At 52.5% G+C, this 16652-nt stretch carries 12 protein-coding genes and 1 tRNA gene; 9 read left to right on the top strand and 4 right to left on the bottom strand.

The window, feature by feature from the left end:
* Positions 1–57: 57 nt before the first annotated feature.
* Positions 58–564: a G/U mismatch-specific DNA glycosylase gene (gene mug, locus QZF50_RS05910; protein WP_000228937.1), complete on the bottom strand. Its 507-nt coding sequence runs from the start codon at positions 562–564 to the stop codon at positions 58–60.
* Positions 565–688: 124 nt separating this feature from the next.
* Here mug and QZF50_RS05905 point away from each other — a divergent pair.
* Positions 689–764 (top strand) — tRNA-Ile (locus QZF50_RS05905).
* 53 nt (positions 765–817) lie between these two features.
* Here the strand turns inward: QZF50_RS05905 and nfeF are convergent.
* Positions 818–1582 (bottom strand): NADPH-dependent ferric chelate reductase NfeF, encoded by a 765-nt coding sequence (gene nfeF, locus QZF50_RS05900; protein WP_001065895.1) that lies wholly within the window; start codon positions 1580–1582, stop codon positions 818–820.
* 276 nt (positions 1583–1858) lie between these two features.
* Here nfeF and nfeR point away from each other — a divergent pair, with 276 nt between their 5' ends.
* Complete coding sequence (gene nfeR, locus QZF50_RS05895; protein WP_000018003.1) at positions 1859–2482, top strand: DNA-binding transcriptional regulator NfeR; 624 nt, start codon at positions 1859–1861, stop codon at positions 2480–2482.
* A 153-nt stretch (positions 2483–2635) separates the two neighbouring features.
* Here the strand turns inward: nfeR and aer are convergent, their stop codons facing one another.
* A complete protein-coding gene (gene aer / locus QZF50_RS05890; protein ID WP_000094687.1) occupies positions 2636–4156 on the bottom strand; it encodes an aerotaxis sensor receptor Aer in 1521 nt (506 codons plus the stop codon).
* A 417-nt stretch (positions 4157–4573) separates the two neighbouring features.
* Here aer and ygjG point away from each other — a divergent pair, with 417 nt between their 5' ends.
* Complete coding sequence (gene ygjG / locus QZF50_RS05885) at positions 4574–5953, top strand: putrescine aminotransferase (protein WP_001297164.1); 1380 nt, start codon at positions 4574–4576, stop codon at positions 5951–5953.
* A 41-nt stretch (positions 5954–5994) separates the two neighbouring features.
* On the opposite strand, the gene QZF50_RS05880 is transcribed toward ygjG, so the two are convergent.
* Positions 5995–6327, bottom strand: coding sequence for a tRNA-binding protein (locus tag QZF50_RS05880; protein WP_000450589.1), 333 nt, complete (start codon positions 6325–6327; stop codon positions 5995–5997).
* Positions 6328–6545: 218 nt separating this feature from the next.
* Here QZF50_RS05880 and ebgR point away from each other — a divergent pair, with 218 nt between their 5' ends.
* From ebgR to ygjK, 6 genes are all read left to right on the top strand, one after another.
* On the top strand, positions 6546–7529 hold the full coding sequence (gene ebgR / locus QZF50_RS05875) for a transcriptional regulator EbgR (RefSeq protein WP_000212470.1): 984 nt from the start codon (positions 6546–6548) through the stop codon (positions 7527–7529).
* Between the two features lie 183 nt (positions 7530–7712).
* Positions 7713–10805, top strand: a complete 3093-nt coding sequence (gene ebgA, locus QZF50_RS05870) for a beta-galactosidase subunit alpha (RefSeq protein WP_001472304.1) — start codon at positions 7713–7715, stop codon at positions 10803–10805.
* On the top strand, positions 10802–11251 hold the full coding sequence (locus QZF50_RS05865; RefSeq protein WP_001472305.1) for a beta-galactosidase subunit beta: 450 nt from the start codon (positions 10802–10804) through the stop codon (positions 11249–11251). Before ebgA ends, QZF50_RS05865 begins: the two co-directional genes overlap by 4 nt.
* A gap of 62 nt (positions 11252–11313) precedes the next feature.
* Positions 11314–12747: an amino acid permease gene (locus QZF50_RS05860; protein WP_001285455.1), complete on the top strand. Its 1434-nt coding sequence runs from the start codon at positions 11314–11316 to the stop codon at positions 12745–12747.
* Between the two features lie 133 nt (positions 12748–12880).
* On the top strand, positions 12881–13951 hold the full coding sequence (gene ygjJ / locus QZF50_RS05855) for a protein YgjJ (RefSeq protein ID WP_000767653.1): 1071 nt from the start codon (positions 12881–12883) through the stop codon (positions 13949–13951).
* Positions 13952–13967: 16 nt separating this feature from the next.
* Positions 13968–16319 carry an alpha-glucosidase gene (ygjK, locus tag QZF50_RS05850; protein ID WP_061892537.1) on the top strand — a complete coding sequence of 784 codons (2352 nt, stop codon included), beginning with the start codon at positions 13968–13970 and terminating at the stop codon, positions 16317–16319.
* The last annotated feature ends 333 nt before the right edge of the window (positions 16320–16652 follow it).

Genomic DNA, 16652 nt, shown 5'->3' with positions numbered 1-16652 from the left:
TACGCCGCACCCGGCACTAGTCCCTTTGCACAAACGCCACCTTTTCGGTGGCGTTTTTTATCGCCCACGCACTACCAGCGCCTGGTCCAGCTCGCGATACGCTTCAACCAGTTTCTCTAGTGAAACGCGACTTAAACCGCTGGGATTTGGCAGCACCCAAATCTGCGTCGAACCAATGGTGAGCGTTTGTTTCCCCCACTGTGCACCGCGCTGGCTGAATCCCTGTTCATATGCTTGTTTGCCCAGAATCGCCAACGCCTGCGGCTGATAATCTTCAATTTTTTCAATCAGCTTACGCCCACCTGCGTGCAGCTCCTGCTTTGAAACTTCATTGGCTTGCACCGTTGGACGGTCTACCAGTTTGGTGACGCCACAACGATAATCCAGCAGATGCTGTGCCTCCTGCGGCTTCAACTGACGGTCGGTAAACCCGGCCTGATATATCACCTTCCAGAAGCGATTTGCTGGATGAGCAAAGGGAAAACCAGTCCCGGCGGATGAAAGCCCAGGGTTGATACCGCAAAACACGACCCGTAACCCTGGAGCCAAAATATCCTCAACCATATTTACTCCTTTCTAACATCACCAGGAAAAGTATAACGGATTGAAAATACATTGTTTATAAAAACAGCAGGCGCACGGTAATGGCTGGATTGCGACACGGAGTTACTTTATAATCCGCTACCATGGCCCCTTAGCTCAGTGGTTAGAGCAGGCGACTCATAATCGCTTGGTCGCTGGTTCAAGTCCAGCAGGGGCCACCAGATATAGCAAAGGCTGACGAGAAATCGTCAGCCTTTTTCTTTTTATATATCAGTTACTTTGCGTGCCAGTAAGCCGCTGCACGTACCCGCTGTGGGTCATACTGTTCCGCTTCAAAGCGGCGGCTTAAATTCTTAACGACTTTACCTTCGCCGGTTATCCAGATGAAGTAATCATCGGCAGGGATTTGCATCTGCGCCAGACGCGCATCTACCGCCTGCTCATCATGTGCCAGCCATTCGATATTAAAACCATCAAGGTGCGCGAGATAATCCTGACAGGCGTTATCCCGCACGCTAACCAGCGCACTAACTTGCGGTTTAACGGCAAGTTTGCTCAACGTTTCCAGGCGGCGGCGCAGTGCGGGCATTCCGGATTCATCGCAGACATACAGCTGATACGCGTAATCTTCCGGCACCACCAGCGAACCGCGCGGACCTGCCACCGTAAGTTTATCGCCCGGTTGCGCCTGCATCGCCCAGCCGCTGGCGACCCCACCGTCGTGAATAAAGAAATCGATCGCCAGTTCATGGCGTAGTTCGTCATACAGCGGCGTATAGTCACGCGACGGTGGGCGTGGTCCTTCCGGCCAGACGATGCCCTCTTCCGTTACCGTTGGCGGCACAAAGTGAGCGTCAGGTTGAGGAAAGAAGAGTTTGCTGTGATCGTCAAAGCCGCGCGATGTAAAACCGTCCAGCGCCTCGCCGCCGAGGACAATGCGCTGAAAACCGGCGCTGATGCGCTCAACGCGTAACACAGTCAGTTCACGGAAGCGCAGATCATTGCGAACGCGCTGCGGGTAGCGGGGGGAGTTATTCATTGTTATCGCCTTCGTGATAGTAATCAGATATATCTAAATAATTTTCGTAAATGATAATGATTGTTAATCATGATAAATGCAAGCGATTTGTAGAACTGATATATCTGAAGTATGTGAAGGCATTCAGTGCCATAGCAATGCTGCCGGATGCGGCGTGAACGTCTTATCCGGCCTGGATGTGAGGTGCTTCCACGTTTAAAAATCATTTTTGTACTTGCAGTAATGCTCACATCAGATATAAATTAGATATATCTAATCAAGCAAAAGGAGGCTGATATGAGCCATCATCACGAAGGGTGTTGTAAACATGAAGGCCAGCCACGCCATGAGGGCTGCTGCAAAGGTGAGAAGTCAGAACACGAGCACTGCGGACACGGTCACCAGCATGAACACGGTCAATGCTGCGGTGGTCGCCACGGTCGCGGCGGCGGTCGTCGGCAACGTTTCTTTGGTCACGGTGAATTGCGTCTGGTGATTCTGGATATTCTCTCGCGCGATGACAGCCACGGTTACGAATTGATTAAAGCGATTGAGAACCTAACCCAGGGGAATTACACCCCAAGCCCGGGCGTCATCTACCCAACGCTGGATTTTCTGCAGGAGCAGTCGCTGATTACCATCCGCGAAGAGGAAGGTGGTAAGAAGCAGATTGCGCTGACCGAACAAGGCGCGCAGTGGCTGGAAGAAAACCGCGAACAGGTGGAGATGATTGAAGAACGCATCAAAGCGCGTTGCGTTGGCGCGGCGCTGCGCCAGAACCCGCAAATGAAGCGGGCGCTGGATAATTTTAAAGCGGTGCTGGATTTACGCGTCAACCAGAGCGATATCAGTGATGCACAAATAAAAAAGATCATTGCGGTGATCGACCGCGCCGCTTTTGATATTACGCAACTGGATTAATCGCCGCATCCGCCAGTGGCGCGGTGCAATTGCCGGATGCGACGCTTGACGCGCCTTATCCGGCCTACACACGCTACACACCCCGCAGGCCTGATAAGATGCGCCAGCATCGCATCAGGCATTGTGCTCCAACCGCCGGATCCGGCATACCGATTAATGCAGCACCGTCACCGCGTCTTCCAGTCGGCTGGCGCGGTGTTTCACCATCGCCGACACCTGCGCACTCTCTTCCACCAGCTCGGCATTTTTCTGGGTGATCAGGTTAAGCTCATCCACTGCACGGGTCAGGCTGGAAAGCCCATCGGCCTGTTCCAGCGTTGAATGGCTAATCTGGGCGATCAACTGGGTGACGTTTTTCACCTGTGCCACAATATCTTCCATCGTCCGTCCGGCGGCGTGTACCTGCTGCGAACCGGATTGCACCTTATCAGCACTGGCATCAATCAGCTTGCGAATATCGTTGGCAGCATTAGCGCTGCGGCTGGCTAAATGACGCACTTCCCCTGCCACCACTGCAAAACCTTTGCCCTGTTCGCCGGCACGCGCCGCTTCCACCGCCGCATTCAGGGCCAGAATATTGGTCTGAAACGCAATATCGTTAATCAGCGAAGTAATGGTGCCAATGCGCTGGGTACTGTCGGCGATATCGTCCATTGTCTTGATCACCGTGGTCATCGCCTCCCCACCCTGCACTGCCGCATTACTGGCGGTGATAGAAAGTTTATCGGCAGCCGACGCCGTGGCAGAGTTCTGTTTCACCGACGCCGCCATTTGGTTCATGGTCGCCACTGTTTGCTGAACGTTATCAACTGTCTGCTGGGTATGTTCGTTCAGTTCATCGGTGCCTTTCGCCAGCGTCTCACTGCCATTTCTGACACTGGACACCTGGCTTGAGACATCGTTAATTAGCCAACGGCACATCAGGCCAAGCTGCCCTACCGCGCGTAATGTCAGCCCCAGCTCATCGCTGCGATTCAGGTGCTCAACACTATTACGCTCTCCGGTCGCCACCTTCAGTGCCTGACGGGCGACATTTTCTATCGGGCGCACAATCTGCCATTCAAAACAAGTGCTTGCCAACAATACCACTAACACACAGAGGAAATACGTCACCACCGGGGCAGCAACAAACCAAAGCATGGCCGCCAGCAAGATAAACATCAGGGTCATCACTCCACGCGCCCGCCAGCGAAGCGGTAATGAAGGCAGTTTACCCAGCCAGCCTTTACGCACCACCAGGCCTTTATGAATACGCTTACTGGTACGTCCGGCGTTCAGCGCTTTGTACAGCGGCTCCACCGCCGCAATCTCTTCATCCGTCGCCCGGGTACGAATCGACATATAGCCACTGATTTTTCCCTCGCGCACCATCGGTACCGCATTGGCCCGCACCCAATAATGGTCGCCATTTTTGCGGCGATTTTTCACGATGCCGCTCCAGGGCTCCCCTTTTTTCAGGGTGAACCACATATCCGCAAACGCCGCTTTTGGCATATCCGGGTGACGCACCATGTTGTGCGGCTGCCCTTGTAACTCTTGCAAGGTAAAGCCGCTCACCTGCACAAAAGTGTCATTAGCATGAGTGATATAGCTTTGCAGATCGGTAGTGGACATCAGAGTGGTATCGTCCGCCAGCGGGGTATTTTGCTGGGTGACATACGGATGAGAAGACATGTTCGCGTCCTGTGCAGGTTATATGGTTGTTAACTTCTTGTCAGAGTTTATGTCGGCCCCGCTGCGGTTATCTTTAACCGATTAATTTGATTTAGATCGCAATTTGCGATTAAAGCACAAATCTAATTCTTTGATTTAAAATACTTTCACTCTGTTACTATACGAAAACGTTAATTATCTTGCCCAAAAATCAGGCAATTATTGCCCTGAAAACGTGCATTTGCGCAGCAATCATCAAATCCATACCCGACAAAAACCGTGCAAAATAACAACAAATGTTAACAGATAGCATTAAATATTGCACAAATGATAACCGAATTTGTGTTTATCCCGATTTTCGCGATCGCAGCCGGAGTGGCGCAATCCCTGCAATACTTAAATCGGTATCATGTGATACGCGAGCCTCCGGAGCATATTTTGAACAGGTTACCTTCGAGCGCATCGGCTTTAGCGTGCAGCGCCCACGCCCTGAATCTCATTGAGAAGCGAACGCTGGATCATGAGGAGATGAAAGCACTTAACCGAGAGGTGATTGAATACTTCAAAGAGCATGTCAATCCGGGGTTTTTAGAGTATCGCAAATCTGTTACCGCCGGCGGGGATTACGGAGCCGTAGAGTGGCAAGCGGGAGGTTTAAATACGCTTGTCGACACCCAGGGACAGGAGTTTATCGACTGCCTGGGAGGTTTTGGAATTTTCAACGTGGGGCACCGTAATCCAGTTGTGGTTTCCGCCGTACAGAATCAACTTGCGAAACAACCGCTGCACAGCCAGGAGCTGCTCGATCCGTTACGGGCGATGTTGGCGAAAACCCTTGCTGCGCTAACGCCCGGTAAACTGAAATACAGCTTCTTCTGTAATAGCGGCACCGAGTCCGTTGAAGCAGCGCTGAAGCTGGCGAAAGCTTACCAGTCACCGCGCGGCAAGTTTACTTTTATTGCCACCAGCGGCGCGTTCCACGGTAAATCACTTGGCGCGCTGTCGGCCACGGCGAAATCGACCTTCCGCAAACCGTTTATGCCACTGCTGCCGGGCTTCCGTCATGTGCCGTTTGGCAATATCGAAGCCATGCGCACGGCTCTTAACGAGTGCAAAAAAACCGGTGATGATGTGGCTGCGGTGATCCTCGAACCGATTCAGGGTGAAGGTGGCGTAATTCTGCCGCCGCCGGGCTATCTCACCGCCGTACGTAAGCTATGCGATGAGTTCGGCGCACTGATGATCCTCGATGAAGTACAAACGGGCATGGGGCGCACGGGCAAGATGTTCGCCTGCGAGCATGAGAACGTACAGCCGGATATCCTCTGCCTTGCCAAAGCGCTCGGCGGCGGCGTGATGCCGATTGGCGCGACCATCGCCACTGAAGAGGTGTTTTCAGTTCTGTTCGACAACCCATTCCTGCATACCACCACCTTTGGCGGCAACCCGCTGGCCTGTGCGGCGGCGCTGGCGACCATCAATGTGTTGCTGGAGCAGAACTTACCGGCTCAGGCTGAGCAAAAAGGCGATATGTTGCTGGACGGTTTCCGTCAACTGGCGCGGGAATATCCCGATCTGGTACAGGAAGCGCGTGGTAAAGGGATGTTGATGGCAATTGAGTTTGTTGATAACGAAATCGGCTATAACTTTGCCAGCGAGATGTTCCGCCAGCGCGTACTGGTGGCCGGAACGCTCAATAACGCCAAAACGATCCGCATTGAACCGCCACTGACACTGACCATTGAACAGTGTGAACTGGTGATCAAAGCGGCGCGTAAGGCGCTGGCGGCCATGCGAGTAAGTGTCGAAGAAGCGTAATATCAAATCGGATGGCGATACGACGTCGCCATCCGATCTTTTTATACGACGCGTACGCCCGCAGGCATCATCCGCTCCGGCGTTAACAACACGCTTTCACTGCCGTCATCGGTTTCCGCACACAACAGCATGCATTCCGACGTTTCACCACGCATTTTCGCTTTTTGCAGATTGCATAAGACCACCACCGTTTTCCCCATCAGCTCTTCTTCGCTGTAGTACGGCACCAGGCTGGTCACGGTTTGCAGTGTTTTTTCCCCCACATCAACCTGTACGATGTACAGCTTGTCGGCGTTTTCATGGCGTTTCACTTCCACAATCTTTCCGACGCGCATTTCCAGACGTGCAAAATCAGCGTAAGCCACGGTTTCCATTGTTTCCTCCCTTCGGGTAAAATTTTACTAAACTATAGCAAAAGTTTTTCTCAATCCTGTAGGCTAAAAATGGAGAATGCAGGCGTGATCACATTCGTGAGCCGCTGTGTTACCGTTACAGCGTCAAAGAAACGCGCTTTATTTACTGAAAACAGGTGACCCGATAAGCACTTCCTCTACAATGGGGGCGCACATCAGGGAAAGTAAAAAAGGTAAACATGGCAACACTAAAAGACATCGCAATCGAAGCTGGCGTATCCCTGGCGACAGTATCCAGGGTCTTAAATGACGATCCGACATTGAATGTGAAAGAAGAGACGAAACATCGCATTCTCGAGATCGCCGAAAAGCTGGAGTACAAGACCAGTAGTGCCCGTAAACTCCAGACAGGTGCAGTCAACCAACACCATATTCTGGCTATCTACAGCTACCAACAGGAGCTGGAGATCAACGATCCTTACTATCTGGCGATCCGCCACGGCATTGAAACTCAGTGCGAAAAGCTGGGCATTGAGCTCACCAACTGTTATGAACACAGCGGATTACCAGACATTAAAAACGTCACCGGTATTTTAATTGTCGGCAAACCCACGCCCGCCCTGCGCGCCGCCGCCTGTGCGTTGACCGACAATATCTGTTTTATCGACTTTCACGAACCCGGCAGCGGTTACGATGCGGTGGATATCGATCTGGCACGCATCAGTAAAGAAATCATCGACTTCTATATCAACCAGGGCGTTAATCGTATTGGTTTTATTGGCGGTGAAGATGAGCCTGGCAAGGCGGATATTCGTGAGGTCGCCTTTGCGGAATATGGCCGACTGAAACAAGTGGTACGCGAAGAGGATATCTGGCGCGGCGGTTTTTCCAGTTCGTCGGGTTATGAACTGGCAAAACAAATGCTGGCGCGGGAAGACTATCCGAAGGCACTGTTTGTTGCTTCCGATTCCATTGCTATCGGCGTACTGCGGGCAATTCATGAACGAGGCCTGAACATCCCACAGGATATTTCGCTTATCAGCGTTAACGATATCCCCACCGCGCGATTTACCTTTCCGCCGCTCTCCACCGTGCGCATCCATTCCGAGATGATGGGAAGTCAGGGCGTTAACCTGGTGTATGAAAAAGCCCGCGATGGTCGCGCGCTGCCGCTGTTAGTCTTCGTTCCCAGCAAATTAAAACTGCGCGGCACGACCCGTTAAATCCCCTTACACACTGTCCGGCAATCGTTTTTGCCGGACAGTGCTGCCGTTTATTTTCGTGATCCAGTTAAAGTAAATGCATTTACCTGCTACTTTTTAGTAAAAATTTTACTAAACTCCCCAGCAATTACACAAACTACCATCACCATGAATGGTTCCGATTTCTCTCTACCGGGAGGCCCTATGAATCGCTGGGAAAACATTCAGCTCACCCACGAAAACCGACTTGCGCCGCGTGCGTACTTTTTTTCATATGATTCTGTTGCGCAAGCGCGTACCTTTGCCCGCGAAACCAGCAGCCTGTTTCTGCCCTTAAGCGGTCAGTGGAATTTCCACTTTTTTGACCATCCGCTGCAAGTACCAGAAGCCTTCACCTCTGAGTTAATGGCTGACTGGGGGCATATTACCGTCCCCGCCATGTGGCAAATGGAAGGTCACGGCAAACTGCAATATACCGACGAAGGTTTTCCGTTCCCCATCGATGTGCCGTTTGTCCCCAGCGATAACCCAACCGGTGCCTATCAACGTATTTTCACCCTCAGCGACGGCTGGCAGGGTAAACAGACGCTGATTAAATTTGACGGCGTCGAAACCTATTTTGAAGTCTATGTTAACGGTCAGTATGTGGGTTTCAGCAAGGGCAGTCGCCTGACCGCAGAGTTTGACATCAGCGCGATGGTTAAAACCGGCGACAACCTGTTGTGTGTGCGCGTGATGCAGTGGGCGGACTCTACCTACGTGGAAGACCAGGATATGTGGTGGTCAGCGGGGATCTTCCGCGATGTTTATCTGGTCGGAAAACACCTAACGCATATTAACGATTTCACTGTGCGTACCGACTTTGACGAAGCCTATTGCGATGCCACGCTTTCCTGCGAAGTGGTGCTGGAAAATCTCGCCGCCTCCCCTGTCGTCACGACGCTGGAATATACCCTGTTTGATGGCGAACGCGTGGTGCACAGCAGCGCCATTGATCATTTGGCAATTGAAAAACTGACCAGCGCCAGCTTTGCTTTTACTGTCGAACAGCCGCAGCAATGGTCAGCAGAATCCCCTTATCTTTACCATCTGGTCATGACGCTGAAAGACGCCAACGGCAACGTTCTGGAAGTGGTGCCACAACGCGTTGGCTTCCGTGATATCAAAGTGCGCGACGGTCTGTTCTGGATCAATAACCGTTATGTGATGCTGCACGGCGTCAACCGTCACGACAACGATCATCGCAAAGGCCGCGCCGTTGGAATGGATCGCGTCGAGAAAGATCTCCAGTTGATGAAGCAGCACAATATCAACTCCGTGCGTACCGCTCACTACCCGAACGATCCGCGTTTTTACGAACTGTGTGATATCTACGGCTTGTTTGTGATGGCGGAAACCGACGTCGAATCGCACGGCTTTGCTAATGTCGGCGATATCAGCCGTATTACCGACGATCCGCAGTGGGAAAAAGTCTACGTCGAGCGCATTGTTCGCCATATTCACGCGCAGAAAAACCATCCGTCGATCATCATCTGGTCGCTGGGCAATGAATCCGGCTATGGCTGTAACATCCGCGCGATGTACCACGCAGCGAAAGCGCTGGATGACACGCGACTGGTGCATTACGAAGAAGATCGCGATGCTGAAGTGGTCGATATTATTTCCACCATGTACACCCGCGTGCCGCTGATGAATGAGTTTGGTGAATACCCGCATCCGAAGCCGCGCATCATCTGTGAATATGCTCATGCGATGGGGAACGGACCAGGCGGGCTGACGGAGTACCAGAACGTCTTCTATAAGCACGATTGCATTCAGGGACATTATGTCTGGGAATGGTGCGACCACGGGATCCAGGCGCAGGATGACAACGGCAACGTCTGGTATAAATTCGGCGGCGACTACGGCGACTATCCCAACAACTATAACTTCTGTCTTGATGGTTTGATCTATTCCGATCAGACGCCGGGACCGGGCCTGAAAGAGTACAAACAGGTTATCGCGCCGGTAAAAATCCACGCGCTGGATCTGACTCGCGGCGAGCTGAAAGTCGAAAATAAACTGTGGTTTACCACGCTTGATGACTACACCCTGCACGCAGAGGTGCGCGCCGAAGGTGAAACGCTGGCGACGCAGCAGATTAAACTGCGCGACGTTGCGCCGAACAGCGAAGCCCCCTTGCAGATCACGCTGCCGCAACTGGACGCCCGCGAAGCGTTCCTCAACATTATGGTGACCAAAGATTCCCGCACCCGCTACAGCGAAGCCGGGCATTCTATCGCCACTTATCAGTTCCCGCTGAAGGAAAACACCGCGCAGCCAGTGCCTTTCGCGCCAAATAATGCGCGTCCGCTGACGCTGGAAGACGATCGTTTGAACTGCACCGTTCGCGGCCACAACTTCGCGATCACCTTCTCAAAAATGAGTGGCAAACCGACATCCTGGCAGGTGAATGGCGAATCGCTGCTGACTCGCGAGCCAAAGATCAACTTCTTCAAGCCGATGATCGACAACCACAAGCAGGAGTACGAAGGGCTGTGGCAACCGAATCATTTGCAGATCATGCAGGAACATCTGCGCGACTTTGCCGTAGAACAGAGCGATGGTGAAGTGTTGATCATCAGCCGTACGGTTATAGCACCGCCGGTGTTTGACTTCGGGATGCGCTGCACCTACATCTGGCGCATCGCTGCCGATGGCCAGGTTAACGTGGCGCTTTCCGGGGAGCGTTACGGCGACTATCCGCACATCATTCCGTGCATCGGTTTCACCATGGGGATTAACGGCGAATACGATCAGGTGGCGTATTACGGTCGTGGACCGGGCGAAAACTACGCCGACAGTCAGCAGGCTAACATCATCGATATCTGGCGCAGCACCGTCGATGCCATGTTCGAGAACTATCCCTTCCCGCAGAACAACGGCAACCGTCAGCATGTCCGCTGGACGGCACTAACTAACCGCCACGGCAACGGTCTGCTGGTGGTTCCGCAGCGCCCAATTAACTTCAGCGCCTGGCACTATACCCAGGAAAACATCCACGCTGCCCAGCACTGTAACGAGCTGCAGCGCAGTGATGACATCACCCTGAATCTCGACCACCAGCTGCTTGGCCTCGGCTCCAACTCCTGGGGCAGCGAGGTGCTGGACTCCTGGCGCGTCTGGTTCCGTGACTTCAGCTACGGCTTTACGTTGCTGCCGGTTTCTGGCGGAGAAGCTACCGCGCAAAGCCTGGCGTCGTATGAGTTCGGCGCAGGGTTCTTTTCCACGAATTTGCACAGCGAGAATAAGCAATGAGGATCATCGATAACTTAGATCAGTTCCGCCAGATTTACGCCTCTGGTAAGAAGTGGCAACGCTGCGTTGAAGCGATTGAAAATATCGACAACATTCAGCCTGGCGTCGCCCACTCCATCGGTGACTCATTGACTTACCGCGTGGAGACAGACTCCGCGACCGATGCGCTATTTACCGGGCATCGACGCTATTTTGAAGTGCATTACTACCTGCAAGGGCAGCAAAAAATTGAATATGCGCCGAAAGAGACATTACAGGTAGTGGAATATTATCGTGACGAAACTGACCGCGAATATTTAAAAGGCTGCGGAGAAACCGTAGAGGTCCACGAAGGGCAAATCGTTATTTGCGATATCCATGAAGCATATCGGTTTATCTGCAATAACGCGGTCAAAAAAGTGGTTCTCAAAGTCACCATCGAAGATGGTTATTTTCATAACAAATAACAACTACGGCGGCAAAAGGAGTTTGCCGCCACCGCTACCCTACTCATTTTCGGAGATGTGTTATGTCTGATACCAAACGTAATACAATCGGCAAATTCGGCTTGCTCTCGCTGACTTTTGCCGCCGTTTACAGCTTTAACAACGTTATCAATAATAATATTGAGCTTGGACTGGCCTCGGCACCGATGTTTTTCCTCGCGACGATTTTTTATTTTATTCCCTTCTGTCTGATCATCGCAGAATTTGTTTCGTTAAATAAAAACTCAGAAGCCGGTGTCTACGCGTGGGTAAAAAGTTCGCTGGGCGGACGTTGGGCATTTATTACTGCCTATACCTACTGGTTCGTAAACCTGTTCTTTTTCACCTCGCTGTTGCCGCGCGTTATTGCTTATGCTTCGTATGCCTTCCTCGGATACGAATATATTATGACGCCGGTTGCCACCACCATTATCAGTATGGTGCTGTTCGCCTTCTCTACCTGGGTTTCCACCAACGGGGCGAAAATGTTGGGGCCAATTACCTCCGTCACTTCAACGCTGATGCTGCTGTTAACGCTCTCCTACATTTTACTGGCAGGTACGGCGCTGGTTGGCGGCGTACAGCCTGCTGACCCCATCACCGTTGACTCGATGATCCCGAACTTCAACTGGGCGTTCCTCGGCGTTACCACCTGGATCTTTATGGCCGCAGGTGGCGCGGAGTCCGTCGCTGTGTACGTTAACGACGTCAAAGGCGGTTCGAAATCGTTCGTTAAAGTGATCATCCTCGCCGGGATTTTTATCGGCGTACTGTATTCCGTCTCCTCGGTGCTGATTAACGTCTTCGTCAGCAGCAAAGAGTTGAAATTTACCGGCGGATCGGTGCAGGTATTCCACGGCATGGCGGCGTATTTTGGTCTACCGGAAGCGTTGATGAATCGCTTTGTCGGTCTGGTGTCCTTTACCGCGATGTTCGGTTCCCTGCTGATGTGGACCGCAACGCCGGTGAAAATTTTCTTCTCCGAAATCCCGGAAGGCATCTTTGGTAAGAAAACCGTCGAACTGAACGAAAACGGCGTTCCGGCGCGCGCAGCGTGGATCCAGTTCCTGATCGTCATCCCGCTGATGATTATCCCGATGCTCGGTTCCAATACCGTGCAGGATCTGATGAATACTATTATTAATATGACTGCCGCAGCGTCCATGCTTCCGCCGTTATTCATCATGCTGGCTTACCTGAATTTACGCGCCAAATTAGATCACCTGCCACGCGATTTCCGCATGGGCTCCCGCCGCACCGGTATTATCGTTGTTTCAATGCTGATTGCGATATTTGCCGTAGGGTTTGTCGCTTCGACATTCCCGACTGGCGCGAATATTCTGACCATCATTTTTTATAACGTCGGCGGTATTGTTATCTTCCTCGGCTTTGCGTGGTGGAAATACAGTAAATATATAAAGGGATTAACGGCTGAAGAGCGCCATATTGAAGCGACGCCAGCCAGCAATGTTGATTAAGCAGAATAATAAAAAATGAGCAGGCATTTTCCCTCTTCCTGGATGAGGAGAGGGAAAATAGTTTCTGCCTTTATATTTTTATAATTACAACGATAAAAGGCTGTACTTTTTCTTTAGCTCATGGATTAACACAATGAAATTAATCACTGCACCATGCAGAGCATTACTTGCTCTGCCGTTTTGCTACGCCTTTTCTGCGGCAGGAGAAGAAGCACGTCCGGCAGAACATGACGACACAAAAACACCTGCAATTACCTCGACATCTTCTCCTTCATTTCGTTTTTACGGCGAATTAGGGGTTGGTGGATATATGGATTTAGAGGGTGAGAATAAACATAAATACAGCGACGGTACCTATATTGAAGGTGGCCTGGAGATGAAGTACGGCTCCTGGTTCGGCCTGATTTACGGCGAAGGCTGGACCGTGCAGGCCGACCACGACGGCAATGCCTGGGTGCCAGACCATAGCTGGGGTGGTTTCGAGGGCGGAATTAACCGTTTCTATGGCGGTTATCGTACCAATGATGGCACCGAAATCATGCTCAGTCTGCGTCAGGATTCCTCGCTGGATGACCTGCAATGGTGGGGCGACTTCACCCCCGATCTGGGCTACGTCATTCCCAATACCCGCGACATTATGACCGCGCTGAAGGTGCAGAACTTAAGCGGCAACTTTCGTTATAGCGTCACCGCCACACCTGCCGGACATCATGACGAAAGCAAAGCCTGGCTACATTTTGGCAAGTACGATCGCTATGACGACAAATACACCTATCCGGCAATGATGAACGGTTACATCCAGTATGACCTTGCCGAAGGCATCACCTGGATGAACGGTCTGGAAATCACCGACGGCACAGGACAGCTCTATCTCACGGGCCTGCTAACTCCTAACTTTGCCGCTCGCGCCTGGCACCATACCGGACGCGCCGACGGGCTGGACGTACCGGGAAGTGAAAGTGGGATGATGGTGAGCGCCATGTATGAAGCGTTAAAGGGCGTTTATCTCTCCACCGCTTATACCTACGCCAAACATCGCCCTGACCACGCTGACGATGAAACCACCTCTTTCATGCAGTTTGGTATCTGGTACGAATACGGCGGCGGACGTTTCGCCACGGCTTTTGATAGCCGCTTCTACATGAAAAATGCCTCTCACAATCCCAGCGACCAAATCTTCCTGATGCAATATTTCTACTGGTAATAAGGACTGTAATTTCATGAAAATAAAAACTATTTTAACGCCAGTAACCTGCGCTCTGCTGATAAGTTTTTCCGCCCATGCCGCTAACGCCGACAATTATAAAAACGTGATTAACCGTACTGGCGCGCCGCAGTACATGAAGGATTACGATTACGACGATCACCAGCGTTTTAATCCGTTTTTCGATCTCGGAGCCTGGCATGGTCATCTGTTGCCAGACGGCCCTAACACCATGGGCGGCTTTCCGGGCGTTGCGCTGCTGACGGAAGAGTACATCAACTTTATGGCCAGCAATTTCGACCGCCTGACCGTCTGGCAGGACGGCAAGAAAGTCGACTTTACGCTGGAGGCATACAGTATTCCCGGTGCGCTGGTGCAAAAACTGACAGCAAAAGATGTGCAAGTCGAAATGACTCTGCGCTTCGCCACGCCGCGCACGTCACTACTGGAAACCAAAATCACCAGCAATAAACCGCTGGATCTGGTGTGGGACGGCGAACTGCTGGAAAAACTGGAAGCGAAAGAAGGGAAACCGCTTTCCGATAAAACCATTGCTGGCGAATACCCTGACTATCAGCGCAAAATCAGCGCCACCCGTGATGGCCTGAAAGTCACCTTTGGCAAAGTGCGCGCCACCTGGGATCTGCTGACCTCCGGCGAATCGGAATATCAGGTGCATAAATCCCTGCCGGTGCAGACTGAAATCAACGGTAATCGCTTTACCAGTAAGGCGCATATCAACGGTTCGACCACGCTCTACACCACCTATTCCCATCTGCTGACCGCTCAGGAAGTTAGCAAAGAGCAAATGCAGATCCGCGATATTCTGGCGCGTCCGGCGTTTTATCTCACCGCCTCGCAGCAACGCTGGGAAGAATACCTGAAGAAAGGGTTAACCAATCCGGATGCGACGCCGGAACAGACGCGCGTCGCGGTGAAAGCGATCGAAACGCTCAACGGTAACTGGCGCTCACCGGGCGGTGCGGTGAAATTTAACACCATTACACCGTCGGTGACCGGGCGCTGGTTCTCCGGCAATCAGACCTGGCCGTGGGATACCTGGAAGCAGGCGTTTGCGATGGCGCATTTCAATCCGGACATCGCCAAAGAGAATATCCGCGCGGTCTTCTCCTGGCAGATCCAGCCTGGCGATAGCGTGCGTCCGCAGGATGTGGGCTTTGTCCCCGACCTGATAGCGTGGAACCTTAGCCCCGAGCGTGGTGGCGATGGCGGCAACTGGAACGAACGTAATACCAAACCCAGCCTTGCCGCCTGGTCGGTGATGGAAGTGTACAACGTCACCCAGGATAAAGCCTGGTTGGCAGAGATGTACCCGAAACTGGTGGCCTATCACGACTGGTGGTTACGTAACCGCGATCACAACGGCAACGGCGTGCCGGAATATGGCGCGACCCGCGACAAAGCCCACAACACTGAGAGCGGCGAGATGCTGTTTACGGTGAAGAAAGGCAACAAAGAAGAGACGCAGTCTGGGCTGAACAACTACGCCCGCGTGGTGGAGAAAGGCCAGTACGACAGTCTGGAAATTCCGGCACAGGTCGCTGCGTCGTGGGAATCGGGGCGTGATGATGCCGCCGTCTTTGGTTTTATCGACAAAGAACAGTTGGATAAATATGTCGCTAATGGCGGCAAACGTAGCGACTGGACGGTGAAATTCGCCGAAAACCGCAGTCAGGACGGAACGTTGCTGGGCTACTCGCTATTGCAGGAGTCGGTGGATCAGGCCAGCTATATGTACAGCGATAACCATTATCTGGCGGAGATGGCAACCATCCTCGGTAAGCCAGAAGAGGCCAAACGCTATCGCCAGTTGGCACAGCAGCTCGCGGACTACATCAACACCTGTATGTTCGACCCGACTACCCAGTTCTACTATGACGTACGTATTGAAGATAAACCACTGGCGAACGGCTGCGCGGGCAAACCGATTGTTGAGCGCGGTAAAGGGCCGGAAGGCTGGTCGCCGCTGTTTAACGGTGCGGCAACGCAGGCCAATGCCGACGCGGTGGTGAAGGTGATGCTCGATCCTAAAGAGTTCAACACCTTTGTCCCGCTGGGAACGGCGGCGTTAACCAATCCGGCTTTTGGCGCTGATATCTACTGGCGTGGGCGCGTATGGGTGGATCAGTTCTGGTTTGGTCTGAAAGGGATGGAGCGTTACGGTTATCGCGATGATGCCCTGAAACTGGCGGATACGTTCTTCCGTCACGCCAAAGGATTAACCGCCGATGGCCCAATTCAGGAGAATTACAACCCGCTGACTGGCGCACAGCAAGGCGCACCAAATTTCTCCTGGAGTGCCGCGCATTTGTATATGTTGTATAACGATTTTTTCCGTAAGCAATAATTTGCAACTGCTGGCGGATGCGGCGTAAACGCCTTATCCGCCCTACATGTGCAATCCTCCTGGCCGGATAAAACGCGGCAAGCGTTGCATCCGGCAACTGCACCGCGCCACTGGCGGATGCGGCGTGAACGCCTTATCCGCCCTACATGTGCGTTCCCGTAGGTCGGATAAGACGCGACAAGCGTCGCATCCGGCATCTGCACCGCGCCACTGGCGGATGCGGCGTGAACGCCTTATCCGCCCTACATGTGCAATCCCCCAGGCCGGATTAAACACGGCAAGCGTCGCATCCGGCGTTACCACCGGGCGTATTCTTTTTGAATCCCATCACAA

This window comes from uncultured Escherichia sp. (genome assembly GCF_948475835.1).
Taxonomy (GTDB): domain Bacteria; phylum Pseudomonadota; class Gammaproteobacteria; order Enterobacterales; family Enterobacteriaceae; genus ECMA0423.
This window is presented reverse-complemented; position numbering and strand designations above follow the sequence as displayed.

What these genes read in the sequence shown, in the direction of transcription:
- mug (WP_000228937.1), bottom strand. Translation starts at nt 564, where the DNA reads ATGGTTGAGGATATTTTGGCTCCAGGGTTACGGGTCGTGTTTTGCGGT.
- nfeF (WP_001065895.1), bottom strand. Translation starts at nt 1,582, where the DNA reads ATGAATAACTCCCCCCGCTACCCGCAGCGCGTTCGCAATGATCTGCGC.
- nfeR (WP_000018003.1), top strand. Translation starts at nt 1,859, where the DNA reads ATGAGCCATCATCACGAAGGGTGTTGTAAACATGAAGGCCAGCCACGC.
- aer (WP_000094687.1), bottom strand. Translation starts at nt 4,156, where the DNA reads ATGTCTTCTCATCCGTATGTCACCCAGCAAAATACCCCGCTGGCGGAC.
- QZF50_RS05880 (WP_000450589.1), bottom strand. Translation starts at nt 6,327, where the DNA reads ATGGAAACCGTGGCTTACGCTGATTTTGCACGTCTGGAAATGCGCGTC.
- ebgR (WP_000212470.1), top strand. Translation starts at nt 6,546, where the DNA reads ATGGCAACACTAAAAGACATCGCAATCGAAGCTGGCGTATCCCTGGCG.
- ebgA (WP_001472304.1), top strand. Translation starts at nt 7,713, where the DNA reads ATGAATCGCTGGGAAAACATTCAGCTCACCCACGAAAACCGACTTGCG.
- QZF50_RS05865 (WP_001472305.1), top strand. Translation starts at nt 10,802, where the DNA reads ATGAGGATCATCGATAACTTAGATCAGTTCCGCCAGATTTACGCCTCT.
- QZF50_RS05860 (WP_001285455.1), top strand. Translation starts at nt 11,314, where the DNA reads ATGTCTGATACCAAACGTAATACAATCGGCAAATTCGGCTTGCTCTCG.
- ygjJ (WP_000767653.1), top strand. Translation starts at nt 12,881, where the DNA reads ATGAAATTAATCACTGCACCATGCAGAGCATTACTTGCTCTGCCGTTT.
- ygjK (WP_061892537.1), top strand. Translation starts at nt 13,968, where the DNA reads ATGAAAATAAAAACTATTTTAACGCCAGTAACCTGCGCTCTGCTGATA.